The following is a 21,878-nucleotide window of genomic DNA, read 5'->3' on the forward strand; positions in this document are numbered from 1 at the left end:
AAATTTTAGTGGCGCAGATATTACCACAGACGTCTGTAATAGCTGCAAAACGTATTGCGCAACCGGCCTGCTCAGCCCAGCCACTTCGCCCAACTGGCGCGGACTTGTTCACGTTCGGCGGCGAATTGCCCATTGCCAACCTTGCCGGAATGCTCCTGCAACGCCAGATGATGGATCTCGTCGCGCATGGTGACGTAAGCCTGGGTCAGTGCACGCGCTTCCTCTTCCGGCATGATGCCGTAATTGGCCATCAGTTCGAAAATTCGCACGTTATCAGACCAGCGCGTCAGGCGCGGTTCGGCCGCCGCATAGCCTAAGACCAGATACTGGGCAATAAATTCGATATCGGTGATCCCGCCCTCGTCGGCTTTGATATCAAACAGTTCACGCTGCTTGTTACCAAGGTGATTGCGCATTTTCTCGCGCATCTCACGCACCTCGCGCTTCAACGTTTCCAGGTCACGCGGTTTGCACAGGATCTCCCGGCGGATAACATCAAACTGCTGATGCAACAACGGATCGCCATACACGATGCGTGCCCGCACCAGCGCCTGATGTTCCCAGGTCCAGGCTTCGCTCTGCTGATAATCGGCAAAGGCTTCGACGGTGCTGACCAACATGCCGGCCGCACCCGACGGCCGCAGGCGCGCGTCCACTTCATACAAAATACCGGACGAGGTACGGGTGCTGAACAGGTGCATGACCCGCTGTGCCAGACGCAGATAAAACTGACGGCCGTCGATGCTGCGATCGCCGTCGGTCATCACCTCCGGCGGACAATCGAGGATAAACACCAGGTCAAGATCGGAACTGTAACCCAGTTCCCAACCGCCCAGCTTGCCGTAGCCAATCACCGCAAAACCGCGCCCTTCACGCTCCTGCAAATGGGTTGGCTGGCCATAGCGTGCGACCATATCGTTCCACGCCTGCTGCACCACGGTGTCGATAATCGCCTCTGCCAGATAGGTGAGGTGATCGCTCACTTTCATTACCGGCAGTGCACCAGAGATATCCCCGGCGGCAATACGCAGCTGCTGCGCCTGTTTGAATTGGCGTAGCGCTTCCAGCCTTTGCTCTTCGTCGTCCTCCGGCACCCGCAGCAGGTACTGGCGCAGCTCACTGCGGTAGGCATCCGGGGCCACCGGCTGATATAACGTCGCCGGCTCCAACAGCTCGTCGAGCAGCAGCGGATAACGCGACAGCTGGTTGGCTACCATCGGTGAAGCGGCACACAAACGAATCAGATGACTGAGCGCCGCATGGTATTCCACCAGCAGCTCAAGGTAGGTGGTACGGGTCACGATGCTCAGTAACAGCTGGGTCAGCCTGAGCAGTGCGGTCGGTGCATCCTGACGCGGACAGACTTCCGCCAGCAGGCGTGGCATCAATTGATCGAGCACATCACGACCGCGTGGGCCGATGGTGCGTTTGTCGACGTCATGACGAAACTCAGCGATGGTGCGCAGCATCTGCCTGCGCGCCTCTTCATCCAGATGTGGCGTCAACGGGGCCAGTTCATTCTCTTCCAGCGCGTCCTGCCACAGACTGTGATAGTGCTGATAATCGGGATCTTCACCAACATCCGGGCTATCGTCGCCAATCAGGTCGTTAAATACCGCCCTGACCGCCTGCATATGGTTATCCAGCGCCAACAACAAGGCCGACCAATCGTCGAACCCCATACCCCAGGCCAGCCGCGCCTGGTCGAGTTCATCTTGCGGCAGCGTTTGCGTTTGTTGATCGGCAATCGCCTGCAGCAGGTTTTCCAGCCGGCGCAGGAACAGGTAGCTGGCACTCATCGCCTGTACCTGTTGCGGTTCCAGCAGCCCCAGTTCCCCCACCGCCTGTAGCGTCGGCAGCAGGGAACGCCCTTGCAACGCCGGCTCACGCCCACCGCGGATCAGTTGGAACACCTGGGTGATAAATTCAATTTCGCGGATGCCACCGGCACCCAGTTTGATATTGTCTTTTAGCCCGCGCCGCCGGACTTCACGAGCGATCATGCCTTTCATATTGCGCAATGACTGGATCACGCTGAAATCGATATAGCGACGAAAGACAAAGGGCCGCAGGGTTTTGCGCAGCTCTTCGCTGTAGGCATCTTCCGACCCGCCCATCAGCCGCGCCTTGACCATCGCATAACGTTCCCAGTCACGGCCCTGCTCCTGATAATAATCCTCCAGCGCAGCGAAGCTCATCACCAGTGGGCCGCTGTCGCCGAACGGCCGCAACCGCATGTCTACACGGTAGACAAAGCCGTCGATGGTTTGCTGATCCAGCGCTTTGATCAGCCGCTGCCCCAGACGGGTGAAGAACTGGGCGTTATCCAGCTCACGCCGCCCGCCCTGGGTCTGGCCGTTTTCAGGGTAGGCAAAGATCAGATCGATATCGGACGAGAAGTTCAGCTCACCACCGCCCAATTTCCCCATACCGAGGATCAGCAACGGCTGCGGCACGCCCTGAGCATTGCATGGGGTGCCCCACTCACGGCAGCAGGTTTGGTACAGCCAGTCGCGGGCACTGACAATCAGCGTTTCCGCCAGCCCACTCAGCTGCAACAGCGTATCTTGCGTGCTGCATTGGCCCAGCGCCTGCGCCCAGGCGATCCTTACCAGCGTCTCGCGGCGAAACAGGCGCAGTGCACGCATCAGTTGCGCTTCGTCACGCACCTCTTCCAAATCATCCTGCAGCCAGGCGGCATAATGTTGCCACTCGTCCGCCACCGGCGGTTGCTTGCGCAGCGTCGCCAGCCATTCCGGCTGGCTCTGCAACATGTCGCAGACAAAGTCGCTCGACGCCAAAACCCACTGTTCCTGACTGCTGAGCGCGCAGTCCGCGCCCTGAGTTTCCTGAAAACGCTGCACGATGTTCTGTGCCTGAGTCTGTAACGCTGCTGAAAGTGGCAACATAGTGAATGATCCAATCGAAGGTCTGCGCCTGGCAGGCCAGCTTAATTAACGGAGCGCGCCGTTTAACCAGAAAGGCGCATGCGATAAGGCCTGCTTGCGGCTGCCTTCGTACCAGCCCTGGCGCCGTTCGGCCACCGCCAGCTGCAGCTCGCGCCAGCCATCAATGTAGGGGCCGGTTTCGTCGTCAGGGTAAGCCCCCGACAGCAGGATAAATGCCGAGACCTGACGCGTCAGACGCGGCAGCTGTTCCTCGTATTCGTCATCATTCAGCGTGCGGGTGAAGGCTTCTTTCAACTCGGCGGCGCTGCGCCCCAGCATAATGTCGCTGAAACGTTTGAAGGAACCGTCAAGCTTGGCCTGTGCCTTAGCATCGATAAAGGGCTTCCAGGCGCCGGTCACCAACCATGATGTGAGCGCCAACTTACATTGCAGATATTCCGCGCTGTAGCACAACGCCTGTGGCTGAGTGGTTTTATCAACCAGCAGCGGCTCCAGTGCGGTCAGCCGGGCGCGCAGATCGGCGCTGGCCTTGCGTGGGACCAGCCCGCCGAAAATCACCAGTGCCTGGCGGATCAGCGCAATCGCCTCCATCACGGAACGACGGGCCTGAGTATCACCACGCAACCACAGTTCTTCGTGATATTGCCAGTGGCTCAAACCCAGTTCGAAACTGGCGATCATCCCTTGCTCAACGGTGGATTTAGCGGCCGGTTTCAATACTGCCAATGGATGACGCTCGCGCGGGGCGTTGCCCTGCGCCAAATGATACCCCCGCGCCGCCTTGCTCAGGCTGCCCTGACGCAGGCCGCCGTGCTCCGCCAGTACATTGGCCAACGCCAGCAAATCAGCGGTATTGCCTTCTTTCAGCTCCAGTTCGATCTCGCACAGCGCTTCGCTCAGCTCACCGGCACTCACTTCACCCTGGTCAAGACCAACCTCAATCTCGCTCTTACCGTAAGTGACCACCCACTTCTCACGCACGAAGTCGGTGCGAAACAGCGGTTGTAACGCCTGCTGTAATGCCGGGATATCACAACCCTGCGGCCAGATATCTGCCGGGAACCGATCCAGCGCCAGTTCCGGCGTGGCGATCGCCACATTATATTCCGGACGCTGATGCAAGCCCGCGACCACCTTGCCGGCGGTTTTGATGGTCATTTCATAACTGTCGTCGAACCCGCGGATACGTAGCCCCATATCCTGACCACGCAGGAAATTGTCGGCGGTTTCGAAATAAATATTGGTCAGTTTTTGCGGTGCGGAATGCTGATTCGGCCAGGCGGCCAGTTGCTGCGGCAAGGCGGCAACCGCATCCGGGGTGGCAATAAATTTCAGTTCTATTTCAACGGTCATAAGTCTTTTACACCAATAAGTTACGCATTCGCGTCAGCCTTCACGGCGGCGGGCCTGGCCTGCCACGTTCTGCCCGGTGACGCACAGTTGCCGTTATCTTACCGCGATTCCCGGCGCCTTAACCCTGCTAACTGCAGAAAAAACCTGTTACGTTATAAAACGCTGCGCAACTCACAGAATCTGCCACAGTAAGATAGTTCTCATTCCGGTTTTTGCGTTGCGTCGTCAGACTGAACGCTCTACTATCGTTCCCATAAATTCACACAGAAACGATGAACTAATGCAGAAATTACGCCTGATTTGCCTTGCCGTGCTGAGCTTCAGCATCACTTGGGGCGCCCATGCCGAAGATAAGCGCTATATCTCCGATGAATTGAATACTTACGTCCACAGCGGCCCGGGTAATCAGTACCGTATTGTCGGCACTTTGAACGCCGGTGAAGAAGTGACCCTGTTGAGCGTAAATGACAGCACCAACTATGGCCAGATCCGCGATGCCAAGGGCCGCAATACCTGGATCCCATTGGATCAGCTGAGCCAGACACCAAGCCTGCGCACTCAGGTGCCCGCGCTGGAGCAGCAGGTAAAAACCCTGACCGATAAACTGGCCAATATCGACAACAGCTGGAACCAGCGTACCGCTGAAATGCAGCAAAAAGTGGCCGGCAGCGACAGCACCATCAGCGGCCTGCAGCAGGAAAACCAGGATCTGAAAAACCAGCTGGTCGTGGCGCAGAAAAAGGTTAACGCCGTTAACCTGCAGCTCGACGACAAACAGCGCACTATTATCCTGCAGTGGTTTATGTACGGCGGCGGCGTGGCCGGGGTAGGCCTGCTGTTGGGTCTGCTGTTACCACACCTGATCCCGCGTCGCAAAAGCAATAACCGCTGGATGAACTGAGTAAAGTATCGTTCGGTTTTAGATTGGGCGCCTGCGGGGCGCCCTTTTTATTGGTTTCGGCAGCGCCCCGCTAATTGAGGTAATCTGGTCAACAGAGCCTTAGGATAAATTCAGGAGTTAACAGTGAAGACTTACCTGGTCGGCGGTGCCGTCCGCGACAGCTTGCTTGAGATACCGGTAGTCGACCGTGACTGGGTGGTGGTTGGCGCTGCGCCTTCCGAGCTGACAGCCCTGGGCTATCAACAGGTCGGTAAAGACTTCCCGGTGTTTCTCAACCCCAAGACACATGAAGAATATGCGTTGGCACGCACCGAGCGGAAATCCGGCCAGGGATATACCGGTTTTACCTGCTACGCCGCGCCAGACGTAACGCTGGAAGAGGATCTGCAACGTCGCGATTTAACCATCAACGCCATTGCCCGCAGCGCCGACGGTGAGCTGATCGACCCTTTCAACGGCGTGGCCGACCTGCAAGCGCGAGTACTGCGCCACGTGTCCGATGCCTTTGGTGAAGATCCGTTGCGTGTACTGCGCGTGGCGCGTTTCGCCGCCCGCTTCGCCCATTTGGGTTTTAGCATCGCCCCGGAAACTGCCGAGTTGATGCGCCAGATGGCACGCAGTGGTGAACTGGTAGCGCTGACGGCCGAACGGGTATGGAAAGAAACCGAGAAGGCGCTGCAAAGCCAGAGCCCACAGGTCTATTTTCAGGTGCTGCGTGACTGCGAGGCGCTTGGCGTGCTGTTCCCGGAGATCGACGCGCTGTTCGGCGTACCGGCCCCCGCCAAATGGCACCCGGAGATCGACACCGGTATTCATACCCTGATGACGCTGGCCATCGCTGCCGAGCTCAGCCCTGAAGTGGACGTACGCTTCTCCGCACTCTGTCATGACCTCGGCAAGGGGCAGACGCCAAAAGAACTCTGGCCACATCACCACGGCCATGGACCTGCGGGCGTTCTGCTGGTCGAAGCACTGTGCCAACGGCTGCGAGTCCCCAACCCGGTACGCGATCTGGCCAAGCTGGTTGCCGAATATCACGACCTGATCCATACGGTAAACAAGCTGCGCCCTGAGACCTTACTGAAACTGTTTGATGCGGTCGATGTTTGGCGCAAACCACAGCGGCTGGAACAGATGATCCTCACCAGCGAAGCCGACGCTCGCGGCCGTACCGGCTTTGAAAATAACCCTTATCCGCAGGGCGACTATTTGCGCCAGGCGTTTCAAGTGGCGAATGCAGTATCGGCCAAAGAGGTGGTGGCCAGCGGCCTGCAAGGGCTGGCTGTCCGCGACGAGCTAAAGCGCCGCCGTCAACAAGCACTGGCCGAGTGGAAACAAACCCAGGATATCCCTCTCGATCAGGCATAAAAAAAACCCCGCGCTGCGGGGTTTTTTATTGCCGCTCAGCTTACATGAAGACCATGTAAACCACACCGGCCACGATAAAGCGATAGATGGCAAACGGCACAAACGAGATGCGTTTGATCAGCGTCAGGAAGGTCTTGATCGCGATCAGCGCTACCACGAAAGCAGTGGCAAAGCCGACGGCAAACATCGGTAAATCACCCATCGTCAGGAAGTGCAGACTCTTGTACAAATCCAGCGCACTGGCACCAATCATCATCGGCACCGCCAGAATGAAAGAGAACTCCGCAGCCGCGTAACGATTCACGCCCACCAGCATGCCACCGGCAATGGTGGAACCTGAGCGGGAGAAGCCCGGCCACAGTGCCAAACATTGGAAGCAACCAATCATAAACGCCTGGCGGTAGGTAATATCATCAAGCCCTTCTGCACTCGGCTTCTTCGGCTTAAACCATTCCGCTGCCAGCAGCAGGAAACCACCCACCACCAGTGCATACATTACGTTTTTCGGTGCAAACAGCGACTTGATAAAGTCATGGAGCAGCAGCCCCAGCACCACCGCCGGGATCATCGCCAGCAGAATATGGCCCAGTTTCAAATGGCCCGTCGTTTTGCCTTCATGCTCAACCGGCTTACCACCGAAATGAATGCCGATCAGCCCAAACAAGCGACGCCAGAACATCACCACCACCGCCAGAATCGACCCCAGCTGGATGATCACCTCAAAAGTTTTGGCCTTATCGCCAGTGAAGCCCAGCCACTCGCCGACAATAATCATGTGCCCGGTTGAAGACACCGGTAAAAATTCAGTTAACCCTTCGACCACCCCAAGAACAAACGCAATAAACAGTGAATGCATGTCCGCCATGTGCTTCGATCACCCTATAAAGTTACGGCTATAAACATAAAAAAGCGGCAGTGTGCAAATACATTGCCGCTAAAACAATTCTCAGGTTCAGACCAGATTAACGGTCTTAAGTTGCACAGGTATGACAGAACGTCACACCGGTCGGGTACCACGTTCAATGATCACCCCAACCCGGCTGGCATGTGCAACAGCGCCCGGTTTGCTGACCTTAATACGGACCCATGGGGAATTGAAGCGCTGGAGTAATATTTCAGATATTTCCTCCGCAACCCGCTCCACCAACGCAAAGCGATTGGGCTCCACGTGCTGGATAATGGCTTCACTGATATCGGCATAGCTCAGGCAGTCATTCACATCGTCACTGGCGGCCGCCTGGCGATTGTCCCAGCCCATTTCGATATCGAACACCAGCTTCTGGCGAATGTTTTGTTCCCAGTCATAAACGCCAATGGTAGTAATTACGGTAAGCTCTTCTATAAATACGATATCCATCACGTCATTCTCTGTTTTTGGCCTTGCCGGATACCACTTCCAGCGGAATATGGGTATTATCCATATATGTTGCGAGTAAAACGACCCTTATTAAACGGAACCGCGTTATGAGTGCTACCGCGCTTGGCATGATTATCTTCGCGTATCTGTGTGGCTCAGTTTCCAGTGCGATCCTGGTTTGCCGGATCGCCAGGCTGCCGGATCCGCGTGAAAATGGCTCAGGGAATCCAGGAGCGACCAACGTCCTGCGTATCGGCGGGCGCGTAGCTGCAGCGGCGGTGCTGGTATTCGATATTCTCAAAGGGATGCTGCCGGTCTGGTTGGCATACAAACTTGATGTCCCGCCGCTGTATCTGGGCCTGACGGCGATCGCCGCCTGTCTGGGGCATATCTATCCGGTGTTCTTCCACTTCCGTGGCGGTAAGGGCGTGGCAACCGCGTTTGGTGCCATAGCGCCGATCGGCTGGGATCTTACCGGCCTGATGACCGGCACCTGGCTGCTGACTGTGTTGCTCAGCGGCTATTCTTCTCTGGGTGCGATTATCAGCGCGCTGATTGCTCCGTTCTACGTCTGGTGGTTCAAACCACAGTTCACCTTCCCGGTAGCGATGCTGTCGTGTTTGATCCTGATGCGGCACCACGACAACATTCAGCGCCTGTGGCGTGGCCAGGAAGGGAAAATCTGGGGTGTCTTCCGCAAGAAGAAAACCGACGCGGCAGAGCAGGAAGAGAAGAAGGAAGAGTAATCAAAAAGGCCGGAGCTCTCCGGCCTTTCAACTATTTATACTGCAGGCAATTCAGCCAGCGGCCAACGCGGTCGCACCGAAACGCTCAGTTCCGGATTGGCACCGCTCTGCAACCGTACCAGACCCGCATAAGCGATCATGGCGCCGTTATCCGTGCAGAATTCCGGACGGGCATAGAACACCTCACCGCCGCGTTTGTGCAGCATTTCCGCCATTTTGGTCCGTAGCGTGCGGTTGGCACTGACGCCACCGGCCATAACCAGCCGTTTGAAACCGGTTTGCTCCAGCGCACGTTTGCATTTGATCGCCAACGTATCTACCACCGCATCTTCAAACGCCCGGGCAATGTCCGCACGCGTCTGATCGTCATTACCGTTGGAACGGATGGTGTTGGCGGCAAAGGTCTTCAACCCGGAAAAACTGAAATCCAGCCCCGGCCGATCGGTCATTGGCCGTGGGAAGGTGAAACGGCCTGCGGCACCCTGCTGCGCCATTTTCGACAGCATTGGCCCGCCGGGATAGTCCAGCCCCAACAGCTTGGCCGTTTTGTCGAAGGCTTCACCCGCCGCATCGTCGACCGATTCGCCCAGCAGTTCGTATTGACCAATACCGGTCACGCTGATCAACTGGGTATGACCGCCGGAAACCAGCAGCGCGACAAACGGGAACGCCGGTGGATTGTCTTCCAGCATCGGAGCCAGCAGGTGGCCTTCCATGTGATGCACCGGCACTGCCGGCACGCCCCAGGCAAATGCCAGCGCACGACCAATGGTCGCGCCAACCAGCAGCGCACCCACCAGGCCTGGCCCGGCGGTATAGGCAACGCCGTCGATATCGGCCGCGGTCAGGTTCGCTTCCTTCAATGCCGCCTGAATCAAGGGCACGGTTTTACGCACATGATCGCGGGAAGCCAGTTCCGGCACCACACCGCCGTAGTCGGCGTGCAGCTTCACCTGGCTGTACAATTGATTCGCTAATAAACCGGCCTGATCGTCATACACTGCAATTCCGGTTTCATCGCAGGAGGTTTCTATACCCAGTACTCGCATTACATTTCCCATCATTCACGTGCGGCCGCCAGTTTAGCACAAACAGGCCGGTTTACCGCCAGTACGGCGCATCTAGTCGGCCACCTTGGGCTATGTTGATGATTCCAGCCATAAATGCCGGTTTGATTAAAAACGAGCATTTTTTTCTGATTAGTCTATAATCAGCGCCCGATGCAAAATTGCGCATGTTTTACCAGGGTGGCCGCAGGTTTCAATTTGCTGTGGTGCTTTACAAAGCAGCATCCGTTGAAGTAAAATTCCGCACCATTTTGAAATTGCTGGCGCTTGGCCAGCAGCAAACCGAATTTTATTGAGGTGAGAGGCACATGCCTGTAATTAAAGTACGTGAAAACGAGCCATTTGACGTTGCTCTGCGTCGTTTCAAACGCTCTTGCGAAAAAGCAGGCGTTTTGGCTGAAGTTCGTCGTCGTGAGTTCTATGAAAAACCGACTACCGAACGTAAGCGCGCTAAAGCTTCTGCTGTGAAACGTCACGCGAAGAAACTGGCTCGCGAAAACGCACGCCGCACTCGTCTGTATTAATTCTTCGGGGGCAACCCCGCCGCGTGAATTTCTGATTTTAAAAATCGCGCAGACCGAGTAGTTGCATACGAAGGCCGTGCTTTCCGAAAGGAATGCGCGGCTTGTTCTCGTTTATAGGCTAGTAAAGTAAGGGCTTATGGCTGGACGAATTCCGCGTGTATTTATCAATGACTTGCTGGCTCGCACCGACATCGTCGATCTGATCGACGCCCGGGTAAAGCTCAAGAAGCAGGGCAAGAACTATCACGCGTGCTGTCCGTTCCACCACGAAAAAACGCCTTCATTTACCGTTAATGGTGAAAAGCAGTTTTATCACTGTTTTGGTTGTGGTGCGCACGGTAACGCCGTCGACTTTCTGATGAATTACGACCGACTTGAGTTTGTCGAAACCATCGAAGAGCTGGCAACCATGCACGGACTGGAAGTGCCTTACGAGGCAGGTTCCGGGCCGACCCAAATCGAACGTCATCAGCGTCAAAGCCTGTATCAACTGATGGAACAGCTCAGTTCGTTCTATCAACAGTCACTACATCAACCCTCCGGTACGCCGGCGCGTAATTATCTGCAACAGCGCGGGTTGAGTGACGATGTTATCCGCCATTTTGCCATCGGCTTTGCACCTGCCGGTTGGGATAATGCCTTAAAGCGTTTTGGTCGAGACGCCGACAGCCGTAGTGCATTGAACGATGCCGGCATGCTGGTGACTAACGATCAAGGACGCTCGTACGATCGTTTCCGTGAACGCGTAATGTTCCCTATTCGCGACAAACGCGGGCGAGTGATCGCCTTTGGCGGGCGCGTGTTGGGTGACGGCATGCCGAAATACCTGAACTCGCCGGAAACCGAAGTATTCCACAAGGGTCGTCAACTGTACGGCCTGTATGAAGCGCAGCAGAACCACCCTACCCCGCAGCGTTTGCTGGTAGTAGAAGGCTATATGGACGTGGTGGCGTTGGCGCAATACGGCATTGATTATGCCGTCGCCTCGCTCGGAACCTCAACGACGGCTGAACATATTCAGCTGCTGTTCCGCGCCACCGACAACGTGGTCTGTTGCTATGACGGTGACCGGGCCGGTCGTGAAGCGGCCTGGCGCGCACTGGAAACCGCACTGCCCTATCTGAATGACGGGCGTCAGCTGCGGTTTATGTTTTTGCCTGATGGCGAAGACCCGGACACATTGGTACGCAAAGAAGGCAAAGAGGCCTTCGAACAACGGATGGAGCTGGCGCAGCCGCTTTCCACTTTCCTGTTCGAAACCCTGATGCCACAGGTAGATCTGAGCAGCCCGGACGGCCGCGCCAAGCTGAGCACGCTGGCACTGCCGCTGATTACTCAGGTGCCGGGCGAAACGTTGCGCTTGTACCTGCGTCAACAGCTCGGCAGCAAGCTTGGCCTGCTCGATGACAGCCAGCTAGACAAGCTGATGCCCAAACAGGCTGAAAATGCGAATACCTATCAGGCGCCCCAGCTAAAACGCACAACCATGCGTATACTAATAGGGCTACTGGTACAAAATCCGCAGTTGGCTACACTTATCCCTTCACTCGAGGGATTGGAGCAGACCAAACAGGCCGGTTTACCGCTGTTTGTCGAGTTGGTGCAGACCTGTTTAGCTCAGCCAGGCCTGACTACCGGCCAGTTGTTGGAGCAGTATCGCGACAACAAATTGAGCCAGCAACTTGAAACCTTGGCGACATGGAACCATATGATCGTTGAGGAAAGGGTCGAACAGACCTTTTTGGACACCTTGGCCAGCCTATATGACTCGGTACTGGAGCAACGGCTGGAGACATTGATCGCGCAGGCCAGAACACATGGCCTCAGCCCGGAAGAACGTGAAGAAGTCCGTTCTCTTAACCAAGTGCTAGCGAAGAAAAACTGAATACCTAAACGGCTTAAGTGCCGATAAATGCGAGGGCAGAGCCCTGCAATATGCCGCCACAGTGGGCCGCGGCAACAACAAAAACGCCCCAAATGCTATTGTTGGCGGTTTCGCCGACCGACACCAACCCCAATACTCTGAAGTGTGGATACCGTCTTATGGAGCAAAACCCGCAGTCACAGCTAAAGCTACTTGTCACCCGTGGTAAGGAGCAAGGCTATCTGACCTATGCTGAGGTCAATGACCATCTGCCGGAAGATATCGTCGACTCCGACCAGATCGAAGACATCATCCAGATGATTAACGACATGGGCATCCAGGTGCTGGAAGAAGCACCGGACGCCGATGACCTGATGCTGGCCGAGAACACCACCGACACCGATGATGATGCGGCGGAAGCGGCTGCTCAAGTGTTGTCCAGCGTTGAGTCTGAAATTGGCCGTACCACCGACCCGGTGCGCATGTACATGCGTGAAATGGGGACCGTTGAACTGCTGACGCGCGAAGGCGAAATCGACATCGCCAAACGCATTGAAGACGGCATCAACCAGGTTCAGTGCTCGGTTGCCGAGTACCCGGAAGCCATTACCTATTTGCTGGAGCAGTACGATCGCGTCGAAGCAGGCGAAGCTCGCCTGTCCGATCTGATCACCGGCTTCGTCGATCCTAACGCGGAAGAAGACATCGCTCCTACCGCAACGCACGTCGGTTCTGAGCTGTCGACCGAAGAGCAAAAAGATGACGAAGAAGACGACGACGAAGACGAAGAAGAAGATGACAACAGCATCGATCCAGAGCTGGCTCGTCAGAAATTCGCCGATCTGCGCGATCAGTATGAAGCAACTCGTGTAGTCATCAAAAAGAACGGCCGCAGCCACGCCAGCGCAGCAGAAGAAATTCTGAAGCTGTCTGAAGTGTTCAAGCAGTTCCGCCTGGTGCCAAAACAGTTCGACTTCCTGGTCAACAGCATGCGCATCATGATGGATCGCGTTCGCACTCAAGAACGTATCATCATGAAGCTGTGCGTTGAGCAGTGCAAAATGCCGAAGAAAAACTTCGTTACCCTGTTCTCCAGCAACGAAACCAGTGATACCTGGTTCGCCGCAGCGCTGGCAATGGCCAAGCCATGGTCAGAAAAGCTGAAAGACGTTGCGGATGACGTGCAGCGCAGCCTGCAGAAACTGCGTCAGATTGAAGAAGAGACCGGCCTGACCATCGAGCAGGTGAAGGACATTAACCGTCGCATGTCTATCGGTGAAGCGAAAGCCCGCCGTGCGAAGAAAGAGATGGTTGAAGCCAACTTGCGTCTGGTTATTTCTATCGCCAAGAAATACACCAACCGCGGTCTGCAGTTCCTGGATCTGATCCAGGAAGGCAACATCGGTTTGATGAAAGCGGTAGACAAGTTTGAATACCGTCGTGGTTATAAGTTCTCAACTTACGCCACCTGGTGGATCCGTCAGGCTATCACCCGCTCTATCGCCGACCAGGCGCGTACCATCCGTATTCCGGTGCATATGATTGAGACCATCAACAAACTCAACCGTATTTCGCGCCAGATGCTGCAAGAGATGGGCCGCGAGCCGACGCCGGAAGAGCTGGCTGAACGCATGCTGATGCCGGAAGACAAAATCCGCAAAGTGCTGAAGATCGCCAAAGAGCCGATCTCCATGGAAACGCCGATCGGTGATGATGAAGATTCACATCTGGGCGATTTCATCGAGGATACCACCCTCGAGCTGCCGCTGGATTCTGCTACTTCGGAGAGCCTGCGCTCTGCCACGCACGACGTTCTGGCCGGCCTAACCGCCCGTGAAGCGAAAGTGCTACGTATGCGTTTCGGTATCGATATGAACACTGACCACACGCTGGAAGAAGTGGGCAAACAGTTCGACGTAACCCGTGAGCGTATTCGTCAGATCGAAGCCAAAGCGCTGCGTAAACTGCGTCACCCAAGCCGTTCCGAAGTGCTGCGTAGCTTCCTGGACGACTAAGGTTTGGTTCGATTGATCGAACTTTAAGCTTCGACAATAAACGGCTTCTTTAACAGGAAGCCGTTTTTTTATGCCTCAAAACACCAGTAACCACACAATAAAAATGTCTTGAGCAGCGGTCAAAAAAACACCATATTAATAGCGTTTTACGGTTTCCGTTAAAACACGAGGTAATTGTCTTAAGAACATGACTGAGAGATATCAAATAAAAGGAATGATTTTGATGAATGATAAATGGGAATTTTATCAAGACAATCGCAATGAATGGCGTTGGCGCCGGACTGCGCCTAACGGTAAGATTGTCGGCGCATCTACGGAGGGTTATAAGAACCGTTCCGATTGCATGACCAATGCCAAACGTAACGGCTATCCAGGGTAGTCGCTGATCTATTAGTTTGGTTTGAATTAAGTCAGTATAAGCTGCTCGCGGCAAATGCCGGGTGCAGCTCTTTGACAGACCCCACAGCCTTATTATCGATCTCACGTCCTCAATAAAAATTATTTCAATGCCAGGAACAGCTCGCGATAGCTCTCCGTAAGCTGCTCCAGCGTGGCACGGTTCAATCCACTGGGGTTCGGCAATACCCATACTTGGGTTTTACCGATCGTCATTTCCTGACGTCCCCAGGACGCATTACGCACTCCAAAAGCACTGCTAAACGCCTGCTTACCCAAAATCGCCAGCGCACGCGGCTGGTAACGCAGAATTTTTTCCTTTAACGCCCCTCCGCCGCTGAGCAGCTCCTCACGCGTCACCTCACTGGCCGCCACCGTGGGCCGCGCCACCAACGCAGTGATGCCACAACCGGTATCCCGCAGCTGTTGCCACTGCTCAGGCGCTAACTGCGTATCGGTAAAACCGGCCTGATGCACTACCTTCCAGAAGCGGTTACTGCCATTAGCAAAGGGGTAGCCTTGGTGGGCCGAGGACAGGCCAGGGTTGATGCCGCAAAACACGACCCGCAGGTTGGGTGCCAGGAGTTCCATAGGTTTCGAGAGTCCATTAAAGGGATTTACAGCGGTTATCGCAAAATCCGCCAGCAATTACAACAGGCTAGAACTGCGCAGAAAAGCAACATACAGATGGTTAACAGTAGACCTGCGCCGGAGGATTACCGTATAATCTCGCCGCTTGGCCCCTTAGCTCAGTTGGTTAGAGCACGCGACTCATAATCGCTTGGTCACTGGTTCAAGTCCAGTAGGGGCCACCAAATTTCTGCTGATATAACAGCACATTAAGCCACTTCCTCAGAAGTGGCTTTTTTGTTTTTTGCCCGTAATGGCGACAAAATGGCGGCGTTCGCACTTTTCGGTGCCTTAGGATACGATCCAGTAGTCAAATTCAACATACCGCTACATAATTTGTCCTGACAAGGATTCTATTTTTCCAGGAGGGATCATGACAACCTGCATTCAATGCAACAACCAAGCACTGCAAGACAGTGATTTTTGTGCGAATTGCGAGAGCAAAGAATTTAAGAAAATCCGTGGCTGGCTTTTTGTCCCGGCATTCGGGTTACTCATTAGCATCATTGTTAATATTGTCGCGCTCACCAATACGCTCAAGATAGCACTTAACAATTACGATGTTCTGCAAGCAGCGCTCAAAGGGATTTTGTTTTTCGAACTATTCAGCTTTATCGGGCTGTTTCTATTGTCTGTCTATACCAGCAGCCTCTTCTTCCGTAAAAAACGCCAACTACCGAGGTCCTATATTGGTCTGCTGCTGGCTAATATTCTTTTCTTGGCGATCGATCTTTACCTCGGCAATCGCTATCTGGACGTTGTACTAAATTATGAAGAGTCCCGTTCATTGATCCGAAGTATTATCGGAGCCTGCATCTGGATACCTTATTTCTGCGTCTCAGTACGAGTTAAACGCACTTTTGTGCACTGAGTCAAAATATTGACGCCAACCCAACATGAGGCCTTTATGCTTCAATAATCCACGGACGGCGCCTTTACCGCCTTAGCCGATATCGCCAATCTTGATTCCCAGCGCCTGCATAGGGCGCTGGGTTTTAGCGAAACGGAGCGAGTGGTATTTTATCGAAAAACACTCGCTTAATCAGACACCACCGTTCTGCCGCTGGTGCGCCAGCTGTTCGGCACGCAGCAGGATTTCCTGCAGGTCATCTTCGTCGATATCAAACAGTTCACCCTGCATTAGTGCCTCATGCAGATCGGCGCGGGTGATAGACACCGCATCAATCGGCAGATTGGCTGGCTTGACCTCGGCTGTGGCCAGGGGGTGCGGGTAGCGTCGTCCGGCCAGGTTATTGAAGATAATCGCCAGCAGCGCCAATAACACCGAGTTAAGCAACACCGGGTACAGCACAAAGCTATAGCCCAATTGATGAATGCCCGGCCCACCGAGGATCGCAGTCAGTGCGACTGCGCCGCCGGGAGGATGCAGGCAACGCAGTTTGAACATTAACCCAATCGCCAATGCCGCCGCCACCCCACAGGCCAGGCCGGGATCGGCTATCAGCAGGCTGGTGCTGACCCCCACCGCTGCGGCCGACATATTGCCACCGACAATGGACCATGGCTGCGCCAGCGGACTGTTCGGCACGCCAAACAGCAACACGGCGGAAGCTCCCATCGGCGCAATAAACCACAGGTTCACTTCGCCCAGAACAAAATGGCTGATCCAGCCGGAAATCATCAGCCCCAACCCGGCGCCAACGCTAGAAAGAAATATCTCTTTTTTGCCTACGGCCAAGGGGTGCGGCCACAAACGCGCACACCCTAGTTTCAAACTCTCTATCCACTGCTTCTTCATGTTACTTCGCACTGCCAAAATCTACTTAATGGCAACAAATATATCACAACGTCGGCAACCCTCGCCCGCAGCACGGCTACCGTTGAAATAACTTTCTGCTAACAGATTGATTTTTAGCCACTGCTCGTCAATTATCAAAGTTCGCATCCCTTTGCCTTGAGGAAAACCCAATGTCTCAGCCGATTGTCGAACTCTATACCGATGCCAACTTTTTCAGCCCCTATGCCATGTCGGCGTTTATTACCCTGACGGAGAAAGGCATTCCCTTCACCGTTAAACCGGTCGACTTGTCACAGGGGGAAAACAAAACGGCAACCTATGCAGCGCTGTCATTGACACGCAGAGTCCCTACGCTGGTGGTCGGTGAGTTTCAACTCTCGGAGTCCTCGGCCATTGATGAATATCTCGATGAGATCCATCCGGCCCATCCGGTGTATCCGCGCGACGTTAAACAACGCGCCAAGGCCCGGGAAGTCCAGGCGTGGCTACGCAGCGATCTGCAGGACCTTCGCGCCGAACGCTCGACCGAGGCCGTTTTCTGCCAGGGCAAGTTTCCCCCGCTGTCCGCCGCCGCACAGGCTGACGCCAACAAGCTGATCGCCGCCGTCGAAAAAATGCTGAGCCACGGCCAGGATAATTTGTTCAGGGAATGGTGCATTGCCGATACCGATCTGGCATTGATGCTCAATCGGCTGGTGATACACGGTGATGCGGTGCCGGAAAACATTCGCCACTATGCGCAGAAACAGTGGCAACGTCCTTCGGTACAGGCCTGGTTGGCACTGCCGGAGAAAATGCGCGGGTAAAAAAACCGGCGGCCACGACGCCGCCGTTCTCAATTATCGAGAAACAACATCACTTCTTGAGGGAAGGCAATTCACCATCCAGAGGGCAGATAGCCAAACAGCGACGCAATGGCATACACCGCGCTGCCCAGGTACAGCAATATGATGCTTACCTGCAACAGCGGGTGAGTGATCCAGCTGCACTGCCAGCGTGGCGTCTGGTCACCGTGCTTGCGCGCTCCGCGCAGGATCAGCATCGGCATAATCGACAGGATCACCCCGCTGAATACCCCGGCGAAATAGAGTGCATTAACGAATGACACCAGCCCGCTGTAAGCCAGCACGAAGGGGGGCACCACCACCAGCATCAATACGCCGAAACGGCGCAGCGGCTGCTCGTCATTACCCAGTCTGAACTGGTCGAAAATATTGGTCAGGAAGCTGCCGCCCAGCCCCCAATAAGAAGTCAGCATCGCGCACAGGGCAAAAATGTTGGCGGAGAAGAACGCCCATTGCCCCAAGGCCTGGCCCCAAGAGATGGTCGCCACGTCAGAAATGCCATTCAGCCCGCTGAGCGCAATGACCGACATCGGTACCGCCGCCAGCAACACAAAGGTCACCGCCATACCGACCATAATCGCCTTGGGCAGCTGCTCCGGTTTGTCCGAGAAACCACGCGCCATTTCCGGCACGATATATTGTGCCGAGAAGCAGAACACCACCACGTTGAAGACCGGCACCATAAAGCGCCAGTCACCGTCCAGCAGGTTGCGCATCTGGCTGGTATCTTTTAGCAGTGTGGCCGCCACCAATGCGGTCAGCATCACTACCATGCCGATACTGATAAACTTTTCGCCGCGGCCAATCGCCTTCAGCCCCAGGTACAACACCCCCGCCGCCGGTACGAAAAACAGCAGGCTACCGATCGCCGGTGAGATACCAAACAGGGATTGCAGCAGTTTGCCGCTGCCGGTCATATAGGCGGTCAGCGCCCCGACGCTGTTAACGCAAACCGAGGCAAACATCAGCCAGGCACCGATACTGCCGACATAACGTTTCGCCAGCCCGCTTAATTGCAGGTGAGCGCGGGTGCGCAAAGTGGATTCGGCAACATACAGCATGGTGATGGTCGTCAGGCTACCGACCAGTACCAGCCAGAACAACAAGGGTAAAAAACCGGCCTTGCTTGAGGCATAGGCGATAGACAGCACACCGGCACCAATGTTGGTGCCGACAATCATCGCCACACCTTCGAGGAAACTCAGTGATTTGGTGGGTGCAGGTGCTCGCACCCCGGCGGCAAACGCCGGAGAAATAGAGGTATTTTCAGCAGACATACAGCATCCTTTGTCCCCCGGCGGCCCAGGCCACCGGGATCGGTTAATTTCCCGGTGGTTAACAGCTCACGTCGATACACAGGTATTTCAACTCCAGATATTCTTCAATCCCGTAACGCGATCCTTCACGTCCGAGTCCTGACTGCTTCACGCCGCCAAAGGGGGCGACTTCATTGGAAATCAGTCCGGTATTGATGCCGACCATGCCGTACTCCAGCGCTTCCGGCACACGCCACTGGCGCGAGGCGTTCTGCGTAAACAGATAGGCAGCCAGGCCGAATTCAGTATCGTTGGCCATGGCGATGGCTTCCGCCTCATCATGGAAACGGAACAGCGGCGCTACCGGGCCAAAGGTTTCTTCTTTGGCGAAACGCATTTTCTGCGTCACGCCGGTCACGACCGTGGGCTGGAAGAAGGTACGTCCCAGCGAGTGTGGCTGACCGCCAATAGCAATCTGCGCCCCTTTGATCAATGCATCGTCGATATGGCTCTGCACTTTTTCCACCGCGTCCTGGTCGATCAGCGGCCCCTGAGTGGTGCCCTCTTTGCTGCCGTCACCGACTTTAAGCTGCTCGACCGCTGCCACCAGTTTGTCCACCAGTCGGTCATAGATACCGTCTTGCACGTAGATCCGATTGGCACAGACGCAGGTCTGGCCGCTGTTGCGGAATTTGGAGGCCATAATGCCTGCTACCGCCGCGTCCAGGTTGGCGTCATCGAAGACGATCACCGGCGCATTGCCGCCCAGTTCCAGCGACAGTTTTTTGATGGTTGGCGCGCACTGCGCCATCAGTATCCGGCCGACCTCGGTCGAACCGGTAAAGCTCAACTTGCGCACCACCGGGCTATCACACAGCACCTTGCCCACCTGAGCGGCATCACCGGTGACAATCTGCAATACGCCCGCCGGAATGCCGGCATCCTGCGCCAGCTTGCCTAACGCCAGCGCGGTCAGCGGCGTTTGTTCGGCCGGTTTAACGATAATCGCGCAGCCGGCTGCCAGCGCCGGTGCGACCTTGCGGGTGATCATCGCCGCCGGGAAGTTCCAGGGGGTGATCGCCGCACACACGCCAATCGGTTGCTTGACCACTACCAGGCGCTGTGAGGCCAGTGGCGCCTGCAATACCGCACCGTCAACCCGTTTGGCCTCTTCGGCAAACCAGGTGATAAACGAAGCGGCATAGGCCACTTCACCACGCGCTTCCGCCAATGACTTGCCCTGTTCTGCGGTCATCAACTGCGCCAAATCTTCCTGCGCCGCCATTATCTTATCGGCCCAGGCCAACAGCAGTGCGGAACGTTGTTTGGCGGTCAGTTGCTTCCAGCCTTGCTGCGCCACCTGCGCCGCATTGATCGCCTGTTGGGTTTCTTCGCCGCTGACCAGCGGAATACTGGCCAGTTCGACGCCGGTCGCCGGGTTGATCACCGCTTCACGCTTGCCGCTCAGCGCATCGCACCACTCACCGTTAATCAGACACTGGCTGCGCAGCAGCTCGGGATTATTCAATTTCATTGCCACGCACTCCTTATTGGGCCAGCGCGCGGGAAAGAATACCCAGCGCCTTGGTGAACTGGTCTTCAGGAATGGTCAGCGGGTACAGGAAGCGGATCACGTTGCCATTGACGCCGCAGCTCAGCAGCAACAGGCCTTCGGCCAACGCTTTCTGCTGCACCTGACGGGTAATCTCCGCCGAAGGCTTGCCGGTGGCGGGATCGTTGAACTCCACGGCGACCATCGAACCCTGCGCGCGAATATCCACGATCGCCTTGCTGGTCTGGCGCGCCTGCTGCAACACCTCCACCAGATGCTGGCCCAGGCGCTGCGAACGCTGACACAGCTGCTCTTCTTCAATCACTTCCAACACCGCCAACGCTGCCGCCACCGCCAGTGGGTTACCGGCATAGGTACCGCCCAGCCCACCCGGTGCCGGAGCATCCATCACCTCGCTACGCCCTGCCACCGCCGACAGCGGCATACCGCCTGCCAGGCTTTTCGCCATGGTGATCAGATCGGGTTTCACGCTGTAATGATCCATAGCAAACAGCTTACCGGTACGGGCAAAACCGGTCTGCACTTCGTCGGCAATCAGCAGAATGCCGTGTTCGTCACACAGCGTGCGCAGCGCTTGCATAAACTCGGCCGGTGCGATGTTGAAACCGCCCTCGCCCTGCACCGGCTCCAGCACGATAGCCGCAACCTGCTTGGGATCGATATCCGCTTTAAAAATGCGTTCCAGGCTGTTCATCGCGTCTTCGGTGGTCACGCCGTACAGCGCATTCGGGTACTGGCCATGGAACACCGAACCAGGGAATGGCCCGAAGCCCAGCTTGTAAGGAGCCACTTTGCCGGTCAGCGCCATGGTCATATAGGTACGGCCGTGGAAACCACCGCCAAAGGTGATAAGACCTGGACGACCGGTATGAGCACGGGCAATTTTGACCGCGTTTTCTACCGCTTCGGCACCGGTGGTGAAGAATGCGGTTTTACATGGGCCTTCAATTGGCGCGCGCTGATTGATGCGTTCCGCCAGCGTAACGTAGCTTTCGTAAGGAACAATTTGGTAAGCGGTGTGGGTGAAGGCCTTCAGTTGCTTTTCAATCGCGGCGATCACTTTCGGGTGACGGTGGCCGGTATTCAATACGGCAATACCCGAGGCGAAATCAATGACTTCATTGCCTTCGACATCCCACAGCGTGGCGTTCTCTGCACGCTCGGCGTAAAAACCGCACATGACACCCACCCCACGTGGGGTAGCATCCTGACGACGTTGGTTCAATTCTGCGTTTTTCATGTTGCTCTCTCCGGTCGGTGCCATCTGTACGTTTCGTTCACATTTGTGAAACAATGACGTTTATTTACACAGGAT

Annotated in this window: 19 protein-coding genes, 1 tRNA gene and 1 pseudogene; 11 read left to right on the forward strand and 10 right to left on the reverse strand. The window is 55.7% G+C overall.

Annotated elements, in window-relative coordinates; all coding sequences use genetic code 11:
- Positions 1-71: 71 nt before the first annotated feature.
- Positions 72-2,909: a bifunctional [glutamate--ammonia ligase]-adenylyl-L-tyrosine phosphorylase/[glutamate--ammonia-ligase] adenylyltransferase gene (gene glnE, locus OCH02_RS12045; protein WP_261431467.1), complete on the reverse strand. Its 2,838-nt coding sequence runs from the start codon at positions 2,907-2,909 to the stop codon at positions 72-74.
- Between the two features lie 45 nt (positions 2,910-2,954).
- Entirely contained in the window at positions 2,955-4,262 is a 1,308-nt protein-coding gene (locus OCH02_RS12050; protein WP_261431468.1) for an inorganic triphosphatase, read from the reverse strand.
- Positions 4,263-4,542: 280 nt separating this feature from the next.
- Between OCH02_RS12050 and OCH02_RS12055 the strand changes: the two genes are divergently transcribed.
- The gene (locus OCH02_RS12055) at positions 4,543-5,163 is read left to right on the forward strand and encodes a TIGR04211 family SH3 domain-containing protein (protein ID WP_012146991.1); all 621 of its coding nucleotides are present in this window, start codon (positions 4,543-4,545) and stop codon (positions 5,161-5,163) included.
- 123 nt (positions 5,164-5,286) lie between these two features.
- Positions 5,287-6,531: a multifunctional CCA addition/repair protein gene (locus tag OCH02_RS12060; RefSeq protein WP_261431469.1), complete on the forward strand. Its 1,245-nt coding sequence runs from the start codon at positions 5,287-5,289 to the stop codon at positions 6,529-6,531.
- Positions 6,532-6,571: 40 nt separating this feature from the next.
- On the opposite strand, the gene bacA is transcribed toward OCH02_RS12060, so the two are convergent.
- A complete protein-coding gene (bacA, locus tag OCH02_RS12065) occupies positions 6,572-7,396 on the reverse strand; it encodes an undecaprenyl-diphosphate phosphatase (protein ID WP_261431470.1) in 825 nt (274 codons plus the stop codon).
- A 132-nt stretch (positions 7,397-7,528) separates the two neighbouring features.
- Positions 7,529-7,888 carry a bifunctional dihydroneopterin aldolase/7,8-dihydroneopterin epimerase gene (folB, locus tag OCH02_RS12070; RefSeq protein ID WP_006320572.1) on the reverse strand — a complete coding sequence of 120 codons (360 nt, stop codon included), beginning with the start codon at positions 7,886-7,888 and terminating at the stop codon, positions 7,529-7,531.
- Positions 7,889-7,995: 107 nt separating this feature from the next.
- Between folB and plsY the strand changes: the two genes are divergently transcribed.
- Positions 7,996-8,634: a glycerol-3-phosphate 1-O-acyltransferase PlsY gene (gene plsY / locus OCH02_RS12075; protein WP_153858922.1), complete on the forward strand. Its 639-nt coding sequence runs from the start codon at positions 7,996-7,998 to the stop codon at positions 8,632-8,634.
- A gap of 35 nt (positions 8,635-8,669) precedes the next feature.
- Here plsY and tsaD read toward each other — a convergent pair whose 3' ends face one another.
- Positions 8,670-9,683 (reverse strand): tRNA (adenosine(37)-N6)-threonylcarbamoyltransferase complex transferase subunit TsaD, encoded by a 1,014-nt coding sequence (gene tsaD / locus OCH02_RS12080; protein WP_261431471.1) that lies wholly within the window; start codon positions 9,681-9,683, stop codon positions 8,670-8,672.
- Positions 9,684-10,009: 326 nt separating this feature from the next.
- Between tsaD and rpsU the strand changes: the two genes are divergently transcribed.
- The 4 genes from rpsU (at position 10,010) to OCH02_RS12100 (ending at position 14,483) form a co-directional block, all read left to right on the forward strand.
- Positions 10,010-10,225, forward strand: coding sequence for a 30S ribosomal protein S21 (gene rpsU / locus OCH02_RS12085; protein WP_001144069.1), 216 nt, complete (start codon positions 10,010-10,012; stop codon positions 10,223-10,225).
- Positions 10,226-10,361: 136 nt separating this feature from the next.
- A complete protein-coding gene (dnaG, locus tag OCH02_RS12090) occupies positions 10,362-12,110 on the forward strand; it encodes a DNA primase (protein WP_153858920.1) in 1,749 nt (582 codons plus the stop codon).
- A 158-nt stretch (positions 12,111-12,268) separates the two neighbouring features.
- Complete coding sequence (rpoD, locus tag OCH02_RS12095; protein ID WP_261431472.1) at positions 12,269-14,104, forward strand: RNA polymerase sigma factor RpoD; 1,836 nt, start codon at positions 12,269-12,271, stop codon at positions 14,102-14,104.
- 223 nt (positions 14,105-14,327) lie between these two features.
- The gene (locus tag OCH02_RS12100) at positions 14,328-14,483 is read left to right on the forward strand and encodes a YegP family protein (RefSeq protein WP_261431473.1); all 156 of its coding nucleotides are present in this window, start codon (positions 14,328-14,330) and stop codon (positions 14,481-14,483) included.
- 119 nt (positions 14,484-14,602) lie between these two features.
- On the opposite strand, the gene mug is transcribed toward OCH02_RS12100, so the two are convergent.
- Positions 14,603-15,091 carry a G/U mismatch-specific DNA glycosylase gene (gene mug, locus OCH02_RS12105; protein ID WP_261431474.1) on the reverse strand — a complete coding sequence of 163 codons (489 nt, stop codon included), beginning with the start codon at positions 15,089-15,091 and terminating at the stop codon, positions 14,603-14,605.
- Positions 15,092-15,238: 147 nt separating this feature from the next.
- Here mug and OCH02_RS12110 point away from each other — a divergent pair.
- The 3 genes and pseudogenes from OCH02_RS12110 to OCH02_RS12120 all read left to right on the forward strand — a co-directional run.
- Positions 15,239-15,315, forward strand: a tRNA-Ile gene (locus OCH02_RS12110).
- A gap of 188 nt (positions 15,316-15,503) precedes the next feature.
- Complete coding sequence (locus tag OCH02_RS12115) at positions 15,504-16,001, forward strand: DUF2569 domain-containing protein (protein WP_261431475.1); 498 nt, start codon at positions 15,504-15,506, stop codon at positions 15,999-16,001.
- A 78-nt stretch (positions 16,002-16,079) separates the two neighbouring features.
- Positions 16,080-16,172, forward strand: a pseudogene (locus tag OCH02_RS12120) (aminoglycoside N-acetyltransferase AAC(6')-Ic); the annotation flags it as partial.
- Here the strand turns inward: OCH02_RS12120 and OCH02_RS12125 are convergent.
- Positions 16,173-16,889, reverse strand: a complete 717-nt coding sequence (locus OCH02_RS12125) for an HPP family protein (protein WP_261431476.1) — start codon at positions 16,887-16,889, stop codon at positions 16,173-16,175.
- A 170-nt stretch (positions 16,890-17,059) separates the two neighbouring features.
- On the opposite strand from OCH02_RS12125, the gene yfcF reads away from it, so the two are divergent.
- A complete protein-coding gene (yfcF, locus tag OCH02_RS12130) occupies positions 17,060-17,695 on the forward strand; it encodes a glutathione transferase (RefSeq protein WP_261431477.1) in 636 nt (211 codons plus the stop codon).
- A 71-nt stretch (positions 17,696-17,766) separates the two neighbouring features.
- Here the strand turns inward: yfcF and OCH02_RS12135 are convergent, their stop codons facing one another.
- The 3 genes from OCH02_RS12135 to OCH02_RS12145 are packed head-to-tail and all read right to left on the reverse strand — an operon-like array spanning position 17,767 to position 21,803.
- Complete coding sequence (locus OCH02_RS12135) at positions 17,767-19,011, reverse strand: amino acid permease (RefSeq protein ID WP_261431478.1); 1,245 nt, start codon at positions 19,009-19,011, stop codon at positions 17,767-17,769.
- A 58-nt stretch (positions 19,012-19,069) separates the two neighbouring features.
- Positions 19,070-20,524 carry an NAD-dependent succinate-semialdehyde dehydrogenase gene (locus tag OCH02_RS12140; protein WP_261431479.1) on the reverse strand — a complete coding sequence of 485 codons (1,455 nt, stop codon included), beginning with the start codon at positions 20,522-20,524 and terminating at the stop codon, positions 19,070-19,072.
- Between the two features lie 13 nt (positions 20,525-20,537).
- Positions 20,538-21,803: a 4-aminobutyrate--2-oxoglutarate transaminase gene (locus OCH02_RS12145; protein WP_153858914.1), complete on the reverse strand. Its 1,266-nt coding sequence runs from the start codon at positions 21,801-21,803 to the stop codon at positions 20,538-20,540.
- Positions 21,804-21,878 lie beyond the last annotated feature (75 nt).

This window comes from Serratia quinivorans (genome assembly GCF_946227985.1).
GTDB lineage: Bacteria > Pseudomonadota > Gammaproteobacteria > Enterobacterales > Enterobacteriaceae > Serratia > Serratia quinivorans_A.

Excerpts from the sequence above, each read along its gene's own strand:
- plsY (WP_153858922.1), top strand. The coding sequence starts at position 7,996 with ATGAGTGCTACCGCGCTTGGCATGATTATCTTCGCGTATCTGTGTGGC.
- mug (WP_261431474.1), bottom strand. The coding sequence starts at position 15,091 with ATGGAACTCCTGGCACCCAACCTGCGGGTCGTGTTTTGCGGCATCAAC.
- OCH02_RS12100 (WP_261431473.1), top strand. The coding sequence starts at position 14,328 with ATGAATGATAAATGGGAATTTTATCAAGACAATCGCAATGAATGGCGT.
- OCH02_RS12140 (WP_261431479.1), bottom strand. The coding sequence starts at position 20,524 with ATGAAATTGAATAATCCCGAGCTGCTGCGCAGCCAGTGTCTGATTAAC.
- folB (WP_006320572.1), bottom strand. The coding sequence starts at position 7,888 with ATGGATATCGTATTTATAGAAGAGCTTACCGTAATTACTACCATTGGC.
- OCH02_RS12055 (WP_012146991.1), top strand. The coding sequence starts at position 4,543 with ATGCAGAAATTACGCCTGATTTGCCTTGCCGTGCTGAGCTTCAGCATC.
- OCH02_RS12135 (WP_261431478.1), bottom strand. The coding sequence starts at position 19,011 with ATGTCTGCTGAAAATACCTCTATTTCTCCGGCGTTTGCCGCCGGGGTG.
- OCH02_RS12125 (WP_261431476.1), bottom strand. The coding sequence starts at position 16,889 with ATGAAGAAGCAGTGGATAGAGAGTTTGAAACTAGGGTGTGCGCGTTTG.
- yfcF (WP_261431477.1), top strand. The coding sequence starts at position 17,060 with ATGTCTCAGCCGATTGTCGAACTCTATACCGATGCCAACTTTTTCAGC.
- OCH02_RS12050 (WP_261431468.1), bottom strand. The coding sequence starts at position 4,262 with ATGACCGTTGAAATAGAACTGAAATTTATTGCCACCCCGGATGCGGTT.
- glnE (WP_261431467.1), bottom strand. The coding sequence starts at position 2,909 with ATGTTGCCACTTTCAGCAGCGTTACAGACTCAGGCACAGAACATCGTG.
- bacA (WP_261431470.1), bottom strand. The coding sequence starts at position 7,396 with ATGGCGGACATGCATTCACTGTTTATTGCGTTTGTTCTTGGGGTGGTC.
- dnaG (WP_153858920.1), top strand. The coding sequence starts at position 10,362 with ATGGCTGGACGAATTCCGCGTGTATTTATCAATGACTTGCTGGCTCGC.
- rpsU (WP_001144069.1), top strand. The coding sequence starts at position 10,010 with ATGCCTGTAATTAAAGTACGTGAAAACGAGCCATTTGACGTTGCTCTG.
- tsaD (WP_261431471.1), bottom strand. The coding sequence starts at position 9,683 with ATGCGAGTACTGGGTATAGAAACCTCCTGCGATGAAACCGGAATTGCA.
- OCH02_RS12145 (WP_153858914.1), bottom strand. The coding sequence starts at position 21,803 with ATGAAAAACGCAGAATTGAACCAACGTCGTCAGGATGCTACCCCACGT.
- rpoD (WP_261431472.1), top strand. The coding sequence starts at position 12,269 with ATGGAGCAAAACCCGCAGTCACAGCTAAAGCTACTTGTCACCCGTGGT.
- OCH02_RS12115 (WP_261431475.1), top strand. The coding sequence starts at position 15,504 with ATGACAACCTGCATTCAATGCAACAACCAAGCACTGCAAGACAGTGAT.